General features: G+C 66.4%; 17 protein-coding genes. 11 read left to right on the top strand and 6 right to left on the bottom strand.

Annotation, left to right across the window (positions count from 1 at the left end):
• Positions 1–59: 59 nt before the first annotated feature.
• Complete coding sequence (locus ACWHYQ_RS17130; RefSeq protein WP_447973321.1) at positions 60–533, bottom strand: helix-hairpin-helix domain-containing protein; 474 nt, start codon at positions 531–533, stop codon at positions 60–62.
• A 174-nt stretch (positions 534–707) separates the two neighbouring features.
• On the opposite strand from ACWHYQ_RS17130, the gene thiS reads away from it, so the two are divergent.
• The 10 genes from thiS (at position 708) to ACWHYQ_RS17080 (ending at position 10,538) form a co-directional block, all read left to right on the top strand.
• Positions 708–935, top strand: coding sequence for a sulfur carrier protein ThiS (gene thiS / locus ACWHYQ_RS17125; protein WP_447973320.1), 228 nt, complete (start codon positions 708–710; stop codon positions 933–935).
• Positions 932–1,705, top strand: a complete 774-nt coding sequence (locus ACWHYQ_RS17120) for a thiazole synthase (protein ID WP_447973319.1) — start codon at positions 932–934, stop codon at positions 1,703–1,705. Before thiS ends, ACWHYQ_RS17120 begins: the two co-directional genes overlap by 4 nt.
• Before the next feature lie 150 nt (positions 1,706–1,855).
• The gene (gene thiE, locus ACWHYQ_RS17115; RefSeq protein ID WP_447973318.1) at positions 1,856–2,488 is read left to right on the top strand and encodes a thiamine phosphate synthase; all 633 of its coding nucleotides are present in this window, start codon (positions 1,856–1,858) and stop codon (positions 2,486–2,488) included.
• A gap of 142 nt (positions 2,489–2,630) precedes the next feature.
• The gene (arc, locus tag ACWHYQ_RS17110; protein ID WP_447973317.1) at positions 2,631–4,400 is read left to right on the top strand and encodes a proteasome ATPase; all 1,770 of its coding nucleotides are present in this window, start codon (positions 2,631–2,633) and stop codon (positions 4,398–4,400) included.
• 29 nt (positions 4,401–4,429) lie between these two features.
• Positions 4,430–5,905 (top strand): depupylase/deamidase Dop, encoded by a 1,476-nt coding sequence (dop, locus tag ACWHYQ_RS17105; RefSeq protein ID WP_447973316.1) that lies wholly within the window; start codon positions 4,430–4,432, stop codon positions 5,903–5,905.
• Positions 5,906–5,994: 89 nt separating this feature from the next.
• Positions 5,995–6,819 (top strand): proteasome subunit beta, encoded by an 825-nt coding sequence (prcB, locus tag ACWHYQ_RS17100; RefSeq protein ID WP_447973315.1) that lies wholly within the window; start codon positions 5,995–5,997, stop codon positions 6,817–6,819.
• Positions 6,820–6,821: 2 nt separating this feature from the next.
• Complete coding sequence (gene prcA, locus ACWHYQ_RS17095) at positions 6,822–7,505, top strand: proteasome subunit alpha (protein ID WP_447973314.1); 684 nt, start codon at positions 6,822–6,824, stop codon at positions 7,503–7,505.
• Positions 7,506–7,588: 83 nt separating this feature from the next.
• Complete coding sequence (gene pafA, locus ACWHYQ_RS17090; RefSeq protein WP_447973313.1) at positions 7,589–8,965, top strand: Pup--protein ligase; 1,377 nt, start codon at positions 7,589–7,591, stop codon at positions 8,963–8,965.
• On the top strand, positions 8,962–9,927 hold the full coding sequence (locus ACWHYQ_RS17085; protein ID WP_447973312.1) for a M23 family metallopeptidase: 966 nt from the start codon (positions 8,962–8,964) through the stop codon (positions 9,925–9,927). Before pafA ends, ACWHYQ_RS17085 begins: the two co-directional genes overlap by 4 nt.
• The gene (locus tag ACWHYQ_RS17080; protein ID WP_447973311.1) at positions 9,924–10,538 is read left to right on the top strand and encodes a Slp family lipoprotein; all 615 of its coding nucleotides are present in this window, start codon (positions 9,924–9,926) and stop codon (positions 10,536–10,538) included. Before ACWHYQ_RS17085 ends, ACWHYQ_RS17080 begins: the two co-directional genes overlap by 4 nt.
• Here ACWHYQ_RS17080 and ACWHYQ_RS17075 read toward each other — a convergent pair.
• The 5 genes from ACWHYQ_RS17075 to galU form a co-directional block, all read right to left on the bottom strand.
• A complete protein-coding gene (locus tag ACWHYQ_RS17075; RefSeq protein ID WP_447973310.1) occupies positions 10,535–11,953 on the bottom strand; it encodes an HD domain-containing protein in 1,419 nt (472 codons plus the stop codon). The genes ACWHYQ_RS17080 and ACWHYQ_RS17075 overlap by 4 nt on opposite strands.
• Positions 11,954–11,986: 33 nt before the next feature.
• Positions 11,987–12,478: a DUF2062 domain-containing protein gene (locus ACWHYQ_RS17070; RefSeq protein WP_447973309.1), complete on the bottom strand. Its 492-nt coding sequence runs from the start codon at positions 12,476–12,478 to the stop codon at positions 11,987–11,989.
• Positions 12,479–12,482: 4 nt separating this feature from the next.
• Positions 12,483–13,538 (bottom strand): thiamine-phosphate kinase, encoded by a 1,056-nt coding sequence (thiL, locus tag ACWHYQ_RS17065; RefSeq protein ID WP_447973308.1) that lies wholly within the window; start codon positions 13,536–13,538, stop codon positions 12,483–12,485.
• A gap of 5 nt (positions 13,539–13,543) precedes the next feature.
• Complete coding sequence (lon, locus tag ACWHYQ_RS17060; protein ID WP_447973307.1) at positions 13,544–16,048, bottom strand: endopeptidase La; 2,505 nt, start codon at positions 16,046–16,048, stop codon at positions 13,544–13,546.
• A 128-nt stretch (positions 16,049–16,176) separates the two neighbouring features.
• Positions 16,177–17,073 (bottom strand): UTP--glucose-1-phosphate uridylyltransferase GalU, encoded by an 897-nt coding sequence (gene galU, locus ACWHYQ_RS17055; protein ID WP_447973306.1) that lies wholly within the window; start codon positions 17,071–17,073, stop codon positions 16,177–16,179.
• A 361-nt stretch (positions 17,074–17,434) separates the two neighbouring features.
• Here galU and bamA point away from each other — a divergent pair, with 361 nt between their 5' ends.
• The gene (gene bamA / locus ACWHYQ_RS17050) at positions 17,435–19,795 is read left to right on the top strand and encodes an outer membrane protein assembly factor BamA (protein ID WP_447973305.1); all 2,361 of its coding nucleotides are present in this window, start codon (positions 17,435–17,437) and stop codon (positions 19,793–19,795) included.
• Positions 19,796–19,862 lie beyond the last annotated feature (67 nt).

The raw sequence follows: 19,862 nt of genomic DNA, 5'->3' as shown, positions 1-19,862 counted from the left end.
CTTCCTGTGACGAGGCAATCTGGCCGGTCGGGGACCCTAGCAAAAGGCGCTTCGGCAAGTCAAGGCGCGGGTTCGACTCCACGCCGCGCGACGATGGCCGCAAGCAGTTCGTCTTCTGCAACCGTGACGCCCGGCAGGGTCCGCAGCAGATGCGAGCGGACCAGCGTTGCCAGATCATCCAGCGTCCGCAGGCCCAGCCGAAAATAAAGGTACTGGACCACACCTTCTGACAGTCCCGGCAGCGTGGCCCAGGCTGCCACCTCCGGGGGGAGGGGGTGCTTGAGCTCCTCGTAGGCGCGGATCGTCCCAGTCTTGAGATACTCCTCGATCTTGGCCGCCAGGTCCTTGCCGATGCCGGGAATCTGCTGCAGTTCTCCGCGTTCGGCCACCTGACTCACGTCCTCGGCAAGGCCGGCGAGGGATTCCGCCGCCCGCCGGTAGGCCCGGACGCGATAGGGATTGGCTTGCTGGGCAGCGAGGTGGGCCGCGATCGCCTGGAACAGCGTCGCGAGCGCGCGATTTCTGTCAGTCATGGAGCCCCCCTGGCTGTGATGGGTGCTCCCTCATATACTATACCGGGATGGGCGGGGAGCCAAGTCGGCTGCCCGGCGCGGGCCGCTGCTGGGCATGCGGCAGGACGGTCTTCCTCCCCGGTTGCGTTGGTTGACAACCTGTCGGAGCGTCCCCTAGGATGGGGCGTTGCCTCAATGACGGAGACGGGCGCTCGAACCATCCGGATCCAGGTCAACGGGGAGTCGCGGACCGCTCCCGGTGGGGTGACGGTGGCTGACCTGCTCCAGGAGCTGGACGTCCGCCCGGAGCGGGTCGCGGTCGAGGTGAACCTGGAGATCGTGGACCGGGGAGACTTCCACCGGCACCGGTTACAGGACGGGGACCGGATCGAAATCCTCAGCTTCATCGGGGGCGGAACATGAACGACGATCGCCTGGTCATCGCAGGGCGCGAATTCAAGTCGCGCCTGTGGGTCGGGACGGGCAAGTACAAGGACTTCGCCGAGACGAAAAAGGCCGTTGACGCCGCCGGTGCCGACGTCGTCACGGTCGCGGTCCGCCGCGTGAACATCACGGACCGGAGCAAGGAGAACCTGCTCGACTACCTGGACCCCAAGCAGTACACGATCTTGCCCAACACGGCCGGCTGCTACACGGTGGAGGACGCGCTCCGCTACGCGCGCCTGGCCCGGGCTGCCGGCGTGTCGGACATGATCAAGCTGGAGGTGATCGGGGACGAGCGGACCCTCTTCCCCGATGTGGTCGGGCTGATCGAGGCGGCGAAGATCTTAGTCAAGGAAGGCTTCTTCGTGCTGCCCTACACGAACGACGACCCGGTCACGGCGCAGAAGCTGGTGGACGTCGGCTGCCCGGCTGTGATGCCGCTGGCCGCGCCTATCGGCTCGGGGCTCGGCATCCGGAACCCATACAACCTCAGGATCATTCTCGAGACGGTCAAGGTGCCGGTCATCGTGGACGCCGGCGTGGGGACGGCGTCGGACGCCGCCCTCGCGATGGAGTACGGTTGCGACGCGGTGCTGATGAACACGGCAATCGCCGGCGCCCAGGATCCCATCATGATGGCGGAGGCGATGAAGCGGGCCGTGGAGGCGGGCCGCCTGGCCTACCGGGCTGGCCGTATTCCCCGGAAGCTGTACGCGACCGCCAGCAGCCCGATCGAGGGCATGCTCTAGAAACCGTGACGAGGGCACCCGGTGCATTCCCGGCGCAACGGGTCCCCGGTGACGTGTGATGAGTGATCGGTCGAGAGCCCGCGTGCGTGTCCCGCGACTCGGGTCGGTCCAGGTCTTACTTCCTTCTCACCCGTCACCCATCACGCCGACATGCCCCGCATTGACTTTCCTCTCTACCTTGTAACCGACCGCCACCAGGCTGCCGGCCGGCCGCTGGTTTCGCTCCTCCACCAGGCACTGGGCGCGGGCCTCCGGGCGGTCCAACTCCGTGAGAAAGACCTGCCGACCCGCGAGCTGCTGACCTTGGCCGAGGAGGCGCTCGGCTGCGTGCGCAGGCACGGTGGCTGGCTCTTCGTCAACGACCGGGTGGATCTCGTCCTGGCGCTTGGCGCGGACGGCGTGCATCTCCGGGCCGACAGCCTGCCCGTCCGCGTTACACGTCGCCTCCTGCCTCCGGACCGGCTGATCGGCGTGTCCGCGCATTCGGCTGAGGAGGTGGTCCGGGCCGAGGCGGAGGGCGCCGACTTCGTGGTGCTCGGGCCCGTCTACGACACGCCCTCCAAGCGGGCGTACGGCGCGCCGATCGGGCTCAAGCCGATCGAGGAGGCGAGCCGCCGGTGCCGCTTGCCGGTGTTCGCGATCGGCGGGATCACAGTCGCGCGGGTGCGCGAGGTGCGGCAGGCCGGTGCGGCCGGCATCGCCGTCGTCTCCGCGATCCTCTCCGCGCCGGAGGTCGCGGCGGCGACGCGCGGGCTGATCGAGGCGCTGGACGCTGCCCGCTGAGCGGACGCGTCCCGACCGCGTCGCGATCTTGCGCGCCGTTTTCCCAGCCACTGTTGACCGCCCCCGGAGCCGATGATAGAATCCCCGCATGTTTGCGCTCCGATTCGCGGTGTCATCCTGAGACGGCGGGGAGAGGAGTTCTATGGCCGAGTCCAAACGCCCCTCGAGTCGGCTCAGTTCCCTGCGGGATTCAGTCAAGAAGCTCACTGAACGATTGTCAGACGGAGATGCAGACGCCGTGAGAAAACACGACGACAGCGCGCGCGAGGTCGAGAAGCTCCGCGTCCAGATCCAGTCCATGGAAGAGGAGCTCCGTCAGTTGCATCACTCACGGTACCAGCTCGAGCAGGCCTCCCGGCAGAACGAGCGCCTGACCGCCGCGCTGCAGGAGGCGAAGGCGCAGATCGAGGCGCTCCGGGTCGAGGTGGACAAGCTGACCGCGCCTCCATCCAGCTACGCGATTTTTTCCAGCCTGAACAGCGACCACACCGCCAACGTGTACGTCGGCGGCCGGAAGATGAAGGTCAACCTCCACCCTTCGATCAAGCCGAAGGACCTGCGCAAGGGGCAGGAGGTCATCCTGAACGAGGCCTTCAACGTGATCGAGACGCGTGAGTACGGCGGCATGGGCGAGGTGGTCCGGCTGAAGGACCTGCTCGAAGGCAACCGCGCACTCGTGACCCTGCACCTCGACGAGGAGAAGGTGGCGGAGCTCGGCGACCGGCTCAAGGGCGAGAAGCTGAGCGTCGGCGACCACCTGCTGTACGACCCGCGCTCCGGCTACGTGATCGAGAAGCTGCCGAAGTCGGAGGCCGAGGAGCTGGTCCTCGAGGAGGTCCCGGACGTCAGCTACGAGAACATCGGCGGGCTGGACAAGGAAATCGAGCAGGTTCGCGACGCGGTGGAGCTGCCGTTCCTGTATCCGGAGCTGTTCGCCGAGCACAAGCTGAGCCCGCCCAAGGGCGTCCTGCTCTACGGGCCGCCCGGTTGCGGGAAAACCCTGATTGCCAAGGCGGTCGCCAACTCGATCGCCAAGAAGCTGGGCCATCTGACGGGCAAGGAGCTGCGCAGCTTCTTCCTGCACGTCAAGGGCCCGGAGCTGCTCAACAAATACGTCGGCGAGTCCGAACGGCAGATCCGGGAAGTGTTCAAGAAGGCCAAGGAGCGCGCCGCCGAGGGGAACCCGGTCATCGTGTTCTTCGATGAGATGGATGCCCTCTTCCGGACGCGCGGCAGCGGAATCTCCTCGGACATCGAGTCCACGATCGTGCCGCAGTTCCTGTCGGAAATCGACGGGGTCGAGAGCCTCCGCAACGTGATCGTGATCGGGGCCAGTAACCGGCAGGACCTGATCGATCCGGCCGTGCTCCGCGCAGGCCGGTTGGACGTCAAGATCAAGATCTCGCGTCCGGACCAGGCCGCCGCCCGCGACATCTTCTCGAAGTACCTGACTCCGGACCTGCCCTTCGCGGCCGACGAGGTCGCCCGGCACGGCGGGGATCGGCGCGCGCTCGTGGACTACCTGGTGGTCCGAACGGTGGAGGCCATGTACGCAACCTCGGAGGAAAACAAGTTCCTCGAGGTCACCTACGCCAACGGCGAGAAGGAGATCCTCTACTTCAAGGACTTCGCGAGCGGCGCGTTGATCGAGGGCATCGTCTCCCGCGCGAAGAAGCACGCGATCAAGCGGGCGATCGCCGGGCAGGAGAAGGGGATCAAGCTGGAGGATCTGCAGCGGGCGATCCGCGAGGAGTTCAAGGAGCACGAGGATCTGCCGAATACCACCAACCCGGACGACTGGGCCAAGATCGCCGGCAAGAAGGGCGAGAAGATCATCCATGTCCGGACCATCACGGCGGGCTCGACCGAGTCGCGCCGCATCGAGACCATCGGCACCGGTCACTACTTCTGACCGTGGCGTCGCCAACCGGGAAGGTCACCGTGCCGCGAGTGCTGGGAACAGAAACCGAGTTCGGGATCGCCGCCAGGGACGCCGAGGCCCTGGATCCGGTCTCCAACTCGCTCCAGTTGATCGGGCAGTATCCCGCCCTGCCGGCTCCGCAGGCCATCTGGGATTACGAGAACGAGAACCCGCTGCTGGACGCCCGGGGATTCGAGGTGGAGGGAGAGCGGGAGCAGCCCGGGCCGGAGTACAACCGGCTCCTGAACAAGCTGCTGGTCAACGGCGGGCGGCTCTATGTGGACGGAGCGCATCCTGAGTATTCGACTCCCGAGTGCACGAACCCCCGCGAGCTGGTGGCGTTCGAGCGCGCCGGGGAGCGCATCATGGCGGACTGCCTGCGCACGCTGGCCCGCGCCCGCGGCGCGGAGAAGTTCGTCCTGTACAAGAACAACACGGACGGGAAGGGCAACAGCTACGGCTACCACGAGAACTACCTGGTCTCGCGCGCCGTGCCCTTCGACCGGCTCGTGCGCGGGCTCCTGCCGTTCCTGGTGACCCGGCAGATTTACGCCGGCGCCGGGAAGGTGGGGGCGGAGAACCAGACCAGCCCGGCCGACTACCAGATCTCGCAGCGGGCCGACTTCTTCGAGTGCTTGGTGGACCTGAACACCATGGTGAAGCGGCCCATCATCAACACCCGGGACGAGCCGCACGCCGACCCTGCGAAGTACCGCCGGCTGCACGTCATCGTGGGCGACGCGAACATGGCCGAGCTGTCCACCTACCTGAAGGTGGGCACAGCCATGATCGTGCTGGACATGATCGAGGCCGGATGGGAGGTGCCGGACCTGGAGCTGGAGGACCCGGTGCACGCGATCAAGGAAGTCTCGCGCGACGTGGACCTCAAGGGTACCCTGAAGCTAGCGGATGGCCGGGTCACGTCGGCGATCGATATCCAGCGGGCCTACCTGCAGACCGCGATCGAGTTCTACGCCTGCCATGAGATTAGCCAGGTGACCAAGGACGTCCTCGTGCGCTGGGAGGAGACGCTCGACAAGCTGGAGCGGGACCCTGTCCTGCTGATCCGCGAGCTGGATTGGGTGGCCAAGCGCGAGATGATGCGGTCCTACATGGACCGCAAGGGGTGCGGCTGGAACGACCCGCGGGTGCTGCTGCTGGACCTGCAGTACCATGACGTCCGACCCGAAAAGGGGCTGTACTACACGCTCGAGCGGAGCAACATGATCGAGCGGTTGGTCCGGGACGCCGAGATCGAGCGGGCGCTGCACCACGCGCCGACCGGGACGCGGGCCTACTTCCGGGGCGGCTGTCTGGCCAAGTTCCCCCGGGAAGTCTACGCGGCGAGCTGGACCTCAGTGCTGCTGGACGTGGGTAATACCGCCATCAAGAAGATCCCGTTAATGGAGCCGTTGCGCGGGAGCGAGTCGCTGACGCGTGAGCTGCTGGAAGGGTCCGACTCGGCGGAATCGTTGCTTGCCAAGTTGACCGCCTGACCGTTTCCCACCCGCGCCGCCCCGCCCCACGCGACGCGGCGCTCAAGCCCAGACGCTCGCCACCGGGTTCCTAGAGGGGAGCATCGGCCGTGCCACTGGACGCTTCTAACGACTGGGGATCGAGCTTCTTCGACTACCTGCTGCAGCAGCGTCCCGATCTGCTCCCGGGCAGCCGCGGGTGGCCGGGCGCGTCCTTCGGAAGTGCGCCCGAGGAGAGCCGCGGGACGGGGGCACCGGCCTTCGCGCACGGGACGACGGTGCTGGCGATCAAATACCGCGAGGGGGTCGTCATCGCCGGAGACCGGCGGGCGACGGAGGGCTTCCAGATTGCGGGCCGTCGGATGGAGAAGGTGTTCAAGGTGGACGAGCACTCCGCGATGGCCATCGCCGGCGCCGCCGGCCCGTGCATCGAGCTGGCCCGGCTGTTCCGGACAGAGCTCGAGCACTACGAGAAGCTGGAAGGCGTCCAGCTCTCTTGCGAGGGGAAGGCGAACAAGCTCGGCCAGATGGTCAAGGCCAACCTGCCGATGGTCTTCCAGGGGCTCATCGTGATCCCGATCTACGCGGGCTTCGACCTCAAGCGGAACGAAGGCCGGATCTTCAAGTACGACGTCACGGGGGGGCGGTACGAGGAGTCCGAGTACCACGCGATCGGCTCCGGAGGCAAGGACGCGCGCAACACGATCCGTGAGCACTACCGGAAAGATCTGACCGAACCGGAGTCGGTCCGCCTCGCCATGCTCGCGCTCTACAACGCGGCCGACGAGGACGCCGGGACGGGCGGGCCGGATCTCGTCCGGGGTATCTATCCTAGCGCCAAGCTGGTCACCGCCCGCGGAATCCTGGACGTGGACGACCAGCGCCTCGCCGGCGTCTACGCCGAGCTGATCGAGGGGCGGCGGAAGGAGGTCTGACCATGGCGTTGCCCTACTATGTCTCGCCCGAACAGATGATGCAGGACAAGGCGGAGTACGCCAAGAAGGGGATCGCCAAGGGCCGTTCGATCATCGCGATGGAGTACGAAGATGGCGTCCTGCTGGTCGCCGACAACCCCAGCGCCTCCCTATACAAGATCTCCGAAATCTACGACAGCATCGCCTTCTCCGGTGCCGGTAAGTACAGCGAATTCGAGAACCTGCGGAAGGCCGGCATTCGCCACGCCGACCTGAAGGGGTACATGTACAGCCGGGAGGACGTGACGGCCCGGTCGCTCGCCAACGGGTACTCGCAGACCCTCGGGACGATCTTCAGCCAGGAGCTGAAGCCGCTGGAGGTCGAGATCCTGGTCGCGCAGGTCGGGGAGCCGGGACGGCCCAACGAGCTGTACCGCATCTCGTTCGACGGCAGCATCTTCGACGAGCGGGGCTTTACCGCCATCGGTGGGCGGGCCGAGGCCCTGCAGGTCTTCCTGAAGGAGCGGTACAAGACCGAGGCCCCGCCGCTCAAGACCGCTCTCCTGCTCTGCACCGAGGCGCTGGAAGGCGTGACGAACCAGAAGCTCCCGCTCGAAGGGCTGGAGGTCGCCGTCCTGGACCGCAAGCGCGTCGGGCGGAAGTTCCGCCGGATCTCGCCGGCCGAAGCCCGCCAGCTCCTCGCCTGAGCGCCGCGCAAGGCCGACCCATCCTTGAAGAATTTGGCCGCCGCGTGTATGCTGGGGGCTCAGGGCATGCTCGCGGGCTGCCGATGCGACAGCGGATCTTCGGTCTCGAAAACGAGTACGGCCTGATCTTTTCCCCCAACGGGCGGATCTACCTGCCCATGGAGAAGGTCCTCGGATACATCTTCGAGGGCCTCATCCCCAACAGTTGGCCGTCCAACGCCTTCCTGGTCAACGGCGCGCGGTTCTACCAGGACACCGGCTGCCATCCTGAGTACTCCACCCCCGAGTGCGACAACATTCTCGACCTCGTCGTGCACGACAAGGCGGGGGAACGGCTCCTGGAGGCCTGCCTGCCGGCGGCCGAGGAGCGCCTGCGCGAGGAGGGGTTGTCCGGCGAGATCTACATCTTCAAGAACAACACCGACTCGCTCGGCAACACGTACGGCTGCCACGAGAACTACCTGATGCGGCGGGACGTGGACTTCTGGAAAGTGACCGAGCAGCTCATCCCGTTCTTCGTCACCCGCCAGATCTACGCGGGCGCCGGCAAGGTGCTCAAGGTCTCCGGCAAGCCGCAGTACTTCATCTCCCAGCGCGCCCAGCACATCCACGAGAAGACCTCCTCCTCGACCACCTCGTCTCGCAGCATCATCAACACGCGGGACGAGCCACACGCGGACGCGGAGAAATACCGCCGGCTGCACATCATCGTCGGCGACTCCAACATGTCCGAGTACGCGACGTACCTCAAGGTGGGGATCGCGGCCCTCGTGCTCTCGATGATCGAGGACGGCTATACCGTCAGCGGCATCGAGCTGGAAGATCCCGTGAAGGCCATCCGCGAGATCTCGCGCGATCCGACGCTCAAGAAGAAGGTCAAGCTGGACGACGGCCGGCAACTGAGCGGGATCGAGATCCAGCGCGTGTACCTGGACCGGGCGCAGGAGTACCTCAGCGCCCAGCCGCACGATCCGGTGATGGCGGACGTGCTCGCGAAATGGGCCTCCGTCTTGGATCGGCTGGAAGAGGACCCGATGCAGCTCTCGCGCGAGATCGACTGGGTCGGGAAGAAGCGGCTCATCGACCGCTACAGCGAGAAGAAGGGCTGCGGGATGGACGATCCGCGGGTCTTCCTGATGGATCTCCAGTATCACGACGTGAAGCGGACCCGCGGGCTGTATTACCTGCTGGAAGCCCACGACATGACGGAGCGGATCGTGGACGAGGAAGCGATCCAGCGCGCGATGTCCGTGCCGCCTCAGACGACCCGAGCCAAGATCCGGGGGGATTTCATCCGGTTTGCGCGGGCCAAAAACCGCTCCTACACCGTGGACTGGACCTATCTCAAGCTCAACGGCTACTGGGAGGAGACCATTCTCTGCATGGATCCTTTCAGCGCGGTCAACCGGCGCGTGGAGGAACTGGTCTCCCAAGTGGCGGGGCTGCGGTTCTACCGATGACGGGTGCGGAGCTTCAAGCGGACCTCGAGCGCCGGCGTCGCTTCGATCGCCTGACCATCATGGCGGTCGTGCTCCTGGCCAGCGTGTTTCCGGTAGAGCTGTTCCCGGGACCGCCGCGCGACCTGCGCGGCACCGACGGACAGTTTAGCGGGAAGCAGGGGCAGGTCGTGCTAGTGCGCGTGCCGGTCGAGACGGGTCCGGCCGAGGCCCGGTCGCCGGAGATCACCGGGCGCTTCCTCGGGCGCGAGATCCCGTTCTTTCCCGCATCCGCGCGGGAGAAGCCTGGAGGCTACGTGGGGCTCTTGGGGATTGATCTTGAAGACGCCCCCGGCACGCACGAGCTGGCCGTGGCCGTGAAGACCGCGGAGGGGACCCGGACCCTGAGCTACAACGTCCTGGTTATCAAGGAGCGGTACCCGGTGCAGCGCCTGACCCTGCCGAAGGACAAGGTGGACCTGGACCAGGACAGCCTAGTTCGCGTGAAGGCCGAGCAGCAGCAAGTGCGGACGGTGCTGGACCAGATCTCCCGCGAGCGGTTCTGGCGGGGCCCCTTCATCGAGCCGGTGCATGGGCCGGTGGCCGGGTCGTTCGGGCAGGCACGCATCATCAACGGCCAGCCGCGCACCCCCCACAACGGGGAGGACATCGCGGCGCCGCTCGGCGCCGAGGTCGTGGCGACGAACGACGGCGTCGTCCGACTGACCGTGGATCACTTCTTCTCCGGCAAGGGCGTCTACCTCGACCACGGGCTCGGCCTGTATTCGATGTATTTCCACCTGTCCGAGATCGCGGTGCGAGAAGGGGAGCCCGTCAAGCGGGGTCAGGTGATCGGCCGGGTCGGCGCGTCGGGTCGGGTGTCCGGCCCCCATTTGCATTGGGCGGTTCGGGTCAACGGCGCCCGGGTAGATCCCTACGCCCTGCTCAAGCTTCCCTTCGCCGAGGAGGCCTCGGCCGCGCCATGAAGGCCGCGGGCCTGCTCAGACCGGGGTCGCTGGCGAGTAAGCCCCGGTACCGTTGCCTCCCCGCGCAGTCCCAGTTGACGGCGACGCTCCCGCCTTGGAGAGACTGCCTCCTGATCGTTGCCGCGACGCTCGTCGCCGCCTGCGACGCGGTCCCGAGCCAGTATGTCAAGCAGGCCGAGCCGGGGATCACGCTGACCAAGCTGGCCGACCGGCCCGAGGCCTACCGGGGCAAGGTCGTCATACTGGGCGGCGTGGTGGTAAGCCACAAGGAGCAGGGCGACCGCGTCTGGCTCTACATGAAGAACCGCCCTCTCGACGACGATTACGTGCCCCACCTACCGGCGACCCTGCTCCCGTCCGAGTCCGGCCACTACTGGGTCGCCGTGGCCTCGAAGAACCTGCCCAAGACCTACCGCACCTGGGCGCAGGTGACAGTCGTCGGCCGGGTAGCCGACGCGACGGCGGCTCCCGCGCCCGGCGCCGGCAAGGAGCCGGTGCTGGACGCGCTTTACCTGCGGGGATGGGGCGCCAACCAGGAGCAGAGCGTCTGGGAGCAGCGCCTGGATCCCAACTATATCGTGGAGCGTCCGCCTGCTACCCGGGAGAACTAGACGTTCGTCTCGATGCTGGCGGGCGCTTTGTTGAGCACGGCGGCGGCGGCCTGCGACAGCTCCGTGTCCGCCTCGTGGTTGAGGGCGTAGATTCGGAACTGGATCAGGCGTGTGGGCAGGAGGTCCAGGAACTCTTCGAGCGGCTCGGTCGAGACCTTGCGGGTGCTCGGGTCGTAGACGAGGAGCGGGGTGCCGCGGGTGTCCTTGGGATCGGGCCTCGGGTCCAGGGGCGCCATGTCCACCCGGAACGGCAGGTGCTGGAGCCGGCTGGGCAGCTCCTTGCGGATCTGCTTCTCGAACTGCTCGCGGCTCGGAAAATCCATCCCGCGTTCCTGCCCCTTCTCCTTGAGCACCGTGCTGTAGGCCATCTTCCACTTCACGTCCCGGCCGAGGATCCGCGCCCATTCCTGGCCGAGCCTCCGCCGGGTCGCCTGACGGGCCTTGACCCAGCCCCGGACCTCCTCCAGCAGCGACCAGTCGGTGAGCGTCAGGTATTGATCCATCTTTTTGCGGGGGTCGTAGGGGAAGAGGCCCCGCATCGTGTCCCCGAAGATCTCGCGGAGGTGGATGTCGATGGCCCGGGTCGTCCGGTGATAGTACACGTTCGAGTAGAGGTACATCCGGGTGGTCAAGAACATCTGCAGCGCGGGGAGCCCGGTCTTGTGAATGGTGAATCCCGCCGGCGTGATGATGGTGTAGTGGATCAGCCGCGTCAGGTCAACCGGACCGACCGCCACCCCGCACATATAGGCATCGCGCAGGACGTAGTCCAGGTTGTCCGCGGTGTAACTGCCCGAGATAATCGGCTGGAGCGCGTTGAGCCAGCGCGGGATCCGGGAGTTGTCCTTGCCCTTGTCCTTCAGGATCAGGTGCGCGATCTGGTTGGGGTCCAGCTCCTCTCCGCGGGCGAAGGGCCCGGAGGGGCTGCGCCGGATCTTCCGGATGATCGGGCCGAGGTGCTCGCGAATGATGATCTGGCCGAGCCGTTCGTGGGTGAGGTTGTAGGCTTTGAGGAAGTTGTCGTCGAAGAAATGGCAGAACGGCCCATGCCCGATATCGTGGATCAACGCGGTGACCCGGAGCAGCTCCTCGATATAGTTGGCCGATGGAGCGTCCGGGACGGCCTGCTTCAGAAACGGATACAGGTGGCGCGCGAAGCGCCCCGCCACGTGCATGACGCCGAGGGAATGCTGAAACCGGCTGTGCTCGGCGGACGGGTAGACCCAGCGCGCGCTCTGGAGCTGGTAGATGTAGCGCAGCCGCTGCATCCAGGGCGAATCAATGAGGTCCTTTTCCGTCCGCTCGGTCGGACCGGAAAGCGAGGAAGGCACCGTGAAGGTGATGTATTCGTGGATGGGATCGGCGATCAGGGCTGAGCCCTCGTGCGGGGAGCCTGGCGCAGCGGCGGTGTCCATGCAGGGTGGCGTCCTCGAGCCGGTGCGATCATCTTAGCCCAGCCCCGTCCCGGGTGGCAACCGTCGCTCGGCCTCCGCCGGTGCGCGTCGCCGCCCGCGGTACTGGGTGATGACGTAGTAGGCGACCGGGTACGACAACGCCGCGCCGGCTACGCTGAGAACGAGCCCGCCGACCACGAAGGGGACGGCGTAGGGCGTGGCCTGGTGGTAGAGGGCGGTGAGTGAGCTGACGTCCCAGTTCAGGGGACCGGCCTGCGGCGAGCCTGTCACCTGGAACCCGATCCAGAACGTCGCGCCGAGGATCGGCACGATCGTCCACGGATTGTTGAGCAGCGCGCCGGCGAGAATCGCCACGACGTTGAGACGGAACAGCCAGGCGCAGAGGACCACGAGCAGGGTGTGGGGATAGAGGGGGCAAAAGGCGATGAACGTGCCGATCGCGAAGGCCAGCGCGGTCCGGGACGGCGGCTCGTCGAGATGGAGGACCGCGCGCAGGCGCTGACGGACGCTCGCGAGCGAAGGCATCGCGTCACCTCGTGCCGGGAGCCGGCCGGTGGAAATGCTCATAGCTGGTCGGAATCAGCCGGCGCACCGTTCCGTCCTCCCCGCGCAGCCGCAGGCCCTCGCCCGGCAGCCGGACCGTGCCGATGCACGTGAACCGGCAGCCGTGGCGCCGCGCGAGCCGCTCCAGCCTCGCCCGGCGCCGTGGCGGGACCGTGAACAGCAGCTCGTAGTCCTCGCCGCCACGCAGGGCCAGCGCGGCCGGGGTCAGCCCCCGGGCCTGCGCGTAGGCCCGGCAGGCCGGCGACAGCGGGAGGGCGGCGGCCTCGATCAGGGCGCCGACGCTGCTCTGCTCGCAGATGTGCGCCAGGTCGCCCGAGAGCCCGTCAGAGAGGTCGATGGCGGCCGTGGCGAGGCGATGGGCGGCCAGGAGCCGCCCTTCCTTGAGGCGCGGGCTCGGCCGGCGATGCCGCTCGAGCAGGTACCGCCGGTACCGGGGCGGGAGGGCTCGGAGGGCGCGCGCCGGGCTTTCGCCGAGGAGCTCGAGGCCCGCGAGCGCGTCCCCCAGCGTGCCCGTGACGTAGATCAGGTCGCCCACCCGGGCGCCGCTTCTCCGGAGGATACCGGTCTCGCTGGCGATCCCAGCCAGCGTCAGGCTCAGGAACAGGCCGCTCCGCGAAGCCGAGGTGTCGCCCCCGATCAGTTCGACGCCATAGGCCCGGCAAGCGCGCATCATCCCGCGGTAGAGCCGCCGGATCTCGGCAGCGGTCCGCGAGGTTGGGAGGGCCAGGGCCACCAGTAGGTATCGCGGCACGCCGCCCATGGCAGCGATGTCACTCAGGTTGGCGACCGCGGCCTTGTAGCCGATCTCGTCCCAGGTCGCCGTGGCGGGATTGAAATGGACGCCTTCGGCCAGCAGGTCCGTGGTGAGCAGCAGGGCCCGGCCCGGAACCGGCCGGATGGCGGCGGCGTCGTCGCCGATCCCTTGGAGGACCGAGGGGCCGGTCTGGCCGAAGCGGCGGGCCAGGTCTCGGATCAGGCCGAACTCGTGAAGCGGAGCGCCGCGGGCGGCGGGCGTCGGCATGCGGGTCAGCCACCGCGGCCGCGCCGGGGCGCGACGGACACGGCGGGCGCGAGCGGGCGCGAGCGCGGCAGGGGCTTGCGTTTCTCGATCCGGCTGGCCTTGGGGCGGCGGGTCGGGCGCGCCCCGTCCGTAGGCTGCGGCTTCGCGGTCGCCGCGCCCTTCTGGGCCAGGCTCGTGCGGATCACCTCGTCCATGGTCTCGACGAAGACGAAGTGGAGCCCGCGGAGCAGGTGCTTGGGGATCTCCTCGAGATCCTTCTTGTTGCGGGCGGGCAGGATCACCGTGGAGAGCTTCGCCCGCTTGGCCGCCAGGATCTTCTCCTTCAGTCCGCCGATCTGGAGCACCCGGCCGCGCAGCGTAACCTCGCCGGTCATGGCGACGTCCCGCCGGACGGGCCGGTTCGTGAGACTGGACGCGATGGCCGTGGCCATCGTGATCCCGGCGGAGGGCCCGTCCTTCGGGATCGCGCCGGCCGGCACGTGGATGTGGAGATCCGTCTTGGCGAAGACCTCCGGGTCAATGCCCAGCAGCTTCGCCCGCGAGCGCACGTAACTGAGCGCGGCCTGGGCCGACTCCTTCATGACGTCGCCCAGGTGGCCCGTCAGCATGAGCTGCCCCTTGCCCTTCATCACGGTCGCCTCGATGTAGAGCACGTCGCCGCCCGTTTCTGTCCAGGCCAGTCCCGTGGCCACGCCGACCTCGTCCTTCTGCTGTTCCGCCTCGGGCAGGAACTTCGGCACGCCCAGGTACCGGTGCAGGTTGCCGGGGATCACGGTGTGCCGGCTGGTCTTGCCCTCGGCGACCTTCTTGGCCACCTTCCGCATGACGTTGGCGATCTCGCGTTCCAGGTTCCGGACGCCCGCCTCGCGCGTGTAGTGGGTGATGATGTGCCGGAGCGCCGGCTCGGTGAACCGGACGTGCGTCTCGGTGATCCCGTGCTCCTTGAGCTGCCGCGGGATCAGGTAGCGCTGCGCGATACCGAGCTTCTCCTCCTCCGTGTAGCCGGGAATCTCGATGATCTCCATCCGGTCTCGGAGCGGCGAGGGAATCGGATCCATCAGGTTGGCCGTCGTGATGAACATGACCTCCGAGAGGTCGAAGGGCACGCCGAGATAGTGGTCGCTGAAGGCGTGATTCTGCTCGGGGTCTAGGACCTCGAGCAGGGCGGCCGACGGATCGCCGCGGAAGTCCATGCCGATCTTGTCCACCTCGTCCATCATGAAGACGGGGTTGCTCGTCCCCGCCTGCTTGATCCCCTGGATGATGCGGCCGGGGAGGGCGCCGACGTAGGTGCGGCGGTGCCCGCGGATCTCCGCCTCGTCGCGCACCCCGCCGAGGCTGATCCGCACGAACTCGCGGCCCAGCGCCCGGGCGATGGATTTGCCCAGCGAGGTCTTCCCGACTCCGGGAGGGCCGACGAAGCAGAGGATCGGGCCCTTCATCCTGTCCTTGAGTTTCCGGACCGCGAGGTATTCGAGGATGCGCTCCTTGACCTTCTCGAGGTCATAGTGGTCCTCATTGAGCACCTTGGCGGCCGCCTTGATGTCCAGGTTGTCCTTGGACTTCTTGCTCCAGGGCAGCTCGACCATCCATTCTAGGTAGGTCCGGACCGTGGCGGACTCGGCCGTATCCGGATGCATCTTTTCGAGCCGCTTGAGCTGCTTCTCGCATTCCCTGAGGACCTTCTCCGGCATCTTCGCGTCTTTGATGCGCTTGCGGAAATCGGCGACCTCCTCGGCGCGCTCGTCCAGCTCGCCCAACTCCTTCTGGATAGCCTTGAGCTGCTCGCGCAGGAAGTACTCGCGCTGGGTCTTGTCCATTTCGCCCTTGGCCTGGGCCTGGATCTTCTGCTGCATCGAGAGGACTTCGACCTCTTTGGCCAGGATCTCGCTGACCCGCTTGAGGCGGGCGACCGGATCTTCAATCTCGAGCACCTCCTGCGCGACCTCGACCTTGAGGCCAAGGTTCGAGACAACCATGTCGGCCAGACGTCCCGGGTCCTCCAGGTTCTCGATCACGACCATGACGTCCGGCATCAGCACCTTGCCGAGGCTGATCACGCGCTCGAGCTGCTCCCTCACCGTGCGCATGATCGCTTCCCCCTCGAGGGAGACCGCGGCGGGCTTGAGCTCCGGGATCCGGGCGATGCGGACAGAGTAGTAGGGCTCGGTCTGGATGTAGTCCTGCACGCGCCCCTTGGCGACGCCCTGCACCAGGATTTTGATGCGCTCGTCGGGGAGCTTGAGCATGCGCATGATGATCCCGATCGTGCCGACCTGGTGGATGTCGTCCGGCTTGGGGTTCTCGACGTCGAGGGCCTTCTGGGTGGCGAGGAAGATCATCCGGTTGCCCGCCAGCGCCGCCTCGATCGCCTTGATGGACATCTCGCGACCGACGAAGAGCGGGAGGACCATATAGGGGAAGACGACGATGTCCCGGACCGGGAGCAGCGGGAGCTGCTCCGGGATCTCCACCTGCTGCGGGTCTCGTTCGTGCTGTTCTGCCGACATCAGGTCTCGCGCTTTCTCGTTCGATCGGGCACACCCGAGGACAGCCGGATCGGGCTGCCTCCCTCACCCTCGCGAGCCGGCGCCTGAGCTGGAGGCCGGAGGAAGAGGGCAGCGCTTCCCGACACGACTCAGTTGAAGGACGCTTTTCGGCCGCCTCCGACCACCTGCCGCAGGTATCGGGCAAACGGGCGGCCCAGGGTGGGGCTCTTGAGCGCGAAGGCGACGGTCGCCTTCAAGAACCCGAGCTTGTCCCCCGCGTCGTGGCGCTCGCCGCTGACGATCTGGGCGAACACGGGCGTGTCCTGGGCCAGCCGGCGCAGCGCGTCGGTGAGCTGGATCTCGCCGTTTTTTCCCGGCGAGGTCCGCTCGAGGATCGGGAAGATCTTCGGCGACAGCACGTAGCGGCCGATCACGGCCAGCCGCGAGGGCGCCTGCTCGGGCGAGGGCTTCTCGACCATGTCGAGCACGCGGTACAGGCCCTCGGCCACTCGCCTCGTGGCGACGATCCCGTATTGATGTACCTCGCTCGCGTGCACCTGCTTGACGCCGAGCACCGCGCCGGTGTCCTGCTTGAAGACGCGCATGAGCTGGGCGAGCGCCGGTACCTTGGCGTCAATCACCTCGTCGCCCAAGATGACGGCGAAGGGCTCGTTGCCGATGAGGTGCTGCGCGCAGAGCACCGCGTGCCCCAGCCCCAGGGCCTGGGCCTGCCGCACATAGCAGAAGTTCGCGAGTTCGGAGATTCGCCGGATGTCCTTCAGCAGATGGCTCTTCCCGTTCCCCCTGAGGTTCTCTTCGAGCTCGAAGGAGCGGTCGAAATGGTCCTCGATCGCCCGCTTGCCGCGCCCCGTGACGACGATGATGTTCTCGATCCCCGCCGCCACCGCCTCTTCCACCGCGTACTGGATGAGCGGCTTGTCCACGAGCGGGAGCATTTCTTTGGGAGAGGCCTTGGTGGCCGGGAGGAACCGCGTCCCGAGCCCTGCGGCGGGGATGACCGCTGTTCTGATCGCAGGCGCCGACATGGGTTGCATCCTATGAGATGGGTGTCTGGAAAGTCAAGGCAACGGCGGTCGCGGGCGGGCGCGCACCAGCGAGCCGCCCGCGGAGAATTTCTCTTTACATCCCGGGAGCGGCCCCCTATAATCCGTAAGATTTTTCAAACGTTTTCACGGGGTCCCTGTCTGCCCGGCCGAGCAGACACCTTCCGGTGTCCGGAGGTGAGCGTCGCACGAGCGGGTGCGGCGCGTCCACGGCATCTATAGGCATCATGACTACTCGCCGTCCAGAGGCGGACGTCGTCCAGAACGCTCCGCTCGCAGGTCTCCAAGCCCCGGAGCCGCTCGCCACGGTCGCAGGTCAGCGGGTTGCCACGGAACGACCGCGGTGACCAAGCTCGTGGTGGACCGTTCGTCGTTTTTCGCTGTGCTGGTGATGGCTGTCCTGCTCGCGTGCTGGCGTGGCACCCCCTCCGCTGAGGAACGCGGGGCCCAGGAGGGGGCTGCGCGGGTGGCGTCGGTGCACGTGCGCGGGAATCAGCGGATCGAGGACCCCGCCATTCTCGGGCGCCTCACGCTCAAGCCCGGCGACCTCCATACAGCCGAGGCCGTCCGGGCCCAGATCCGGTTGATCTATGAAATGGGGTTCTTCGAAGACGTCCAGGTCGAGACCGAGCCGGCGCCCGGCGGCGTCGCCGTGACCTTCGTCGTCCGCGAGAAGCCCTTCATCACCGAGATCGTGTTCGATGGCAACGAAGAGCTCAGCGACGACAAGCTGAAGGAAAAGATCACCATCCGCAGCCAGTCGTTCCTGGATCAGCAACAGGCCAAGGAGAGCGCCGAGAAGATCCGGCTGCAATATCAGGAAGACGGGTACTACAACGCCCAGGTGATCCCGATCATCCAAGCCTTGGACCAGGACCGGAAGCGGCTGACCTTCTATATCAAGGAGGGCGAACGCGCCAAGATCAAGGAGGTCCGGTTTCCGGGCTCGACGGCGGTGACCAAGAAGGAGCTGTTTAAGCTCATGGCCACCCGCGAGTGGATCTGGCTGCTCTCCAACTTCACCGACGCGGGCCTGCTGAAGCGAGAGGAATTGGCCAACGACGTGGAGCGGATCCGCGAAGTCTACATGAACAAGGGCTACTTGAACGTCCAGGTCGGGTTGCCGAGCATCGAGCTGACGCCGGACAAGAAGTGGTTCATCGTCACGTTCCCGATCGAGGAGGGGGAACCCTACACGGTCGGCGAGGTGGGGTTCCGCGGCAACACGGTCTTCGAAGACGCGGAGCTGCGGGCCGGCTCCCCTATCCAGACGGGCGAGGTCTTCCAACGGGCCAAGATCCGCGACGAGATCACCCGGCTGACGGAGCTCTACGGGGCCAAGGGCTACGCCTTCACCGAGGTGAATCCCGCGGTCACGCCCGACGCCACCACCAAGACCGCCGCCATCACCTTCCACATCAAGGAGGGGAACCTGATCCGCGTGCGGAACATTCGCATCACCGGCAACGACAAGACCCGGGACAACGTGATCCGGCGCGAGATCCGCATCAACGAGCAGGAAGTGATCGACACGGTCGCGATGAAGCGGAGCTACCAGCGGCTCAACAACCTGAACTTCTTCGAGACGGTCGAGATCCTCCCCAAGCAGGTGGAGGAGGACAAGGTGGATCTCGACGTCAAGGTGAAGGAGAAGCCGACGGGGATGTTCAGCATCGGGGGCGGCTTCAGCACCCTGGACCGGTTCGTCGCGATCGCGGACATCACGGAGGGCAACCTGTTCGGCAAGGGCTATCTAGGCCGCATCCGGGGCCAGTTGGGCCAGTTGCGCTCGGTCGGGTTGATCACGTTCCGCAATCCGTACGTCGAGGATTCGTTGACGTCGTTTCAAGGAGATGTGTACAAGACGCAGACGATGTACGGAACCTTCTTCGAAGACAAGACGGGCGCGACGGCCACGTTCGGGCGGTGGTTTTCCGAATATGCGTCCGGGTCATTCACCTTAGTCGCCGAGCATATCCGCTATGCGGATCCGAATACGTACTTTAACACGTTCAACCCGTTCGGCAGCGCGGCGAGCCCCGGGTCCTTGTTCGGCGTGTCCACCCAGATCCCCCAATTCATCCGGAATCAGTTCGGAACTCAGACCACAACGGGGTTTCGCCTGTCGGTCGCACGAGATTCTCGGGACTACTACCTGGACCCCCGAACCGGCTGGCGCCATGCCGCCGAGTTCAGCCTCGGGACGCCGTATCTCGGGGGCACCAACAATTTCTATAAGCTCGCCCTGGACGTCCTGAAATACACGCCGCTGCCGTTCGACACCCGATTCGCGGTCCGCGGGCGGTTCGGGACCGTGGAAGGGCTGCAGGGGAAGCCGATCCCGTTGACGGAGCGGTTCTACGTCGGCGGCATCAACACGATGCGCGGGTTCTATTTCGGCCGGGCGGGGCCCGTGACACCGGACGGCTACCTGGTCGGCGCCGCGAAGGAGCTGATCTTTAACTTCGACTTTATTTTCCCGATCTCGTCCGAGGCGAAGCTCAACGGGGTCTTCTTCTACGACTATGGGAAGGGGTTCGACGACAACGAGAAGTTCAGTCTGGCGCTCCGGAAGGCGGCGGGTATCGAGATCCGCTGGATCTCGCCGTTCGGCCCGCTCCGGCTGGCCTACGGGATCAACCTCGAGCCGCGGCCCAATGAGAGGAAAGCCGTGTTCGAATTCTCCGTGGGCTCGCTGTTCTAGCCAGGCCGCGGGGCCGTTTGTCGGTTGGGGCCGGGCCTGGGCAGTCTGGCCGGGGCGGTGGGGAGAA

The organism is Nitrospira sp. Kam-Ns4a (genome assembly GCF_965152595.1).
Note: the sequence above shows the minus strand (reverse complement) of the source record. Positions and strands in the feature narration are given on the sequence as shown.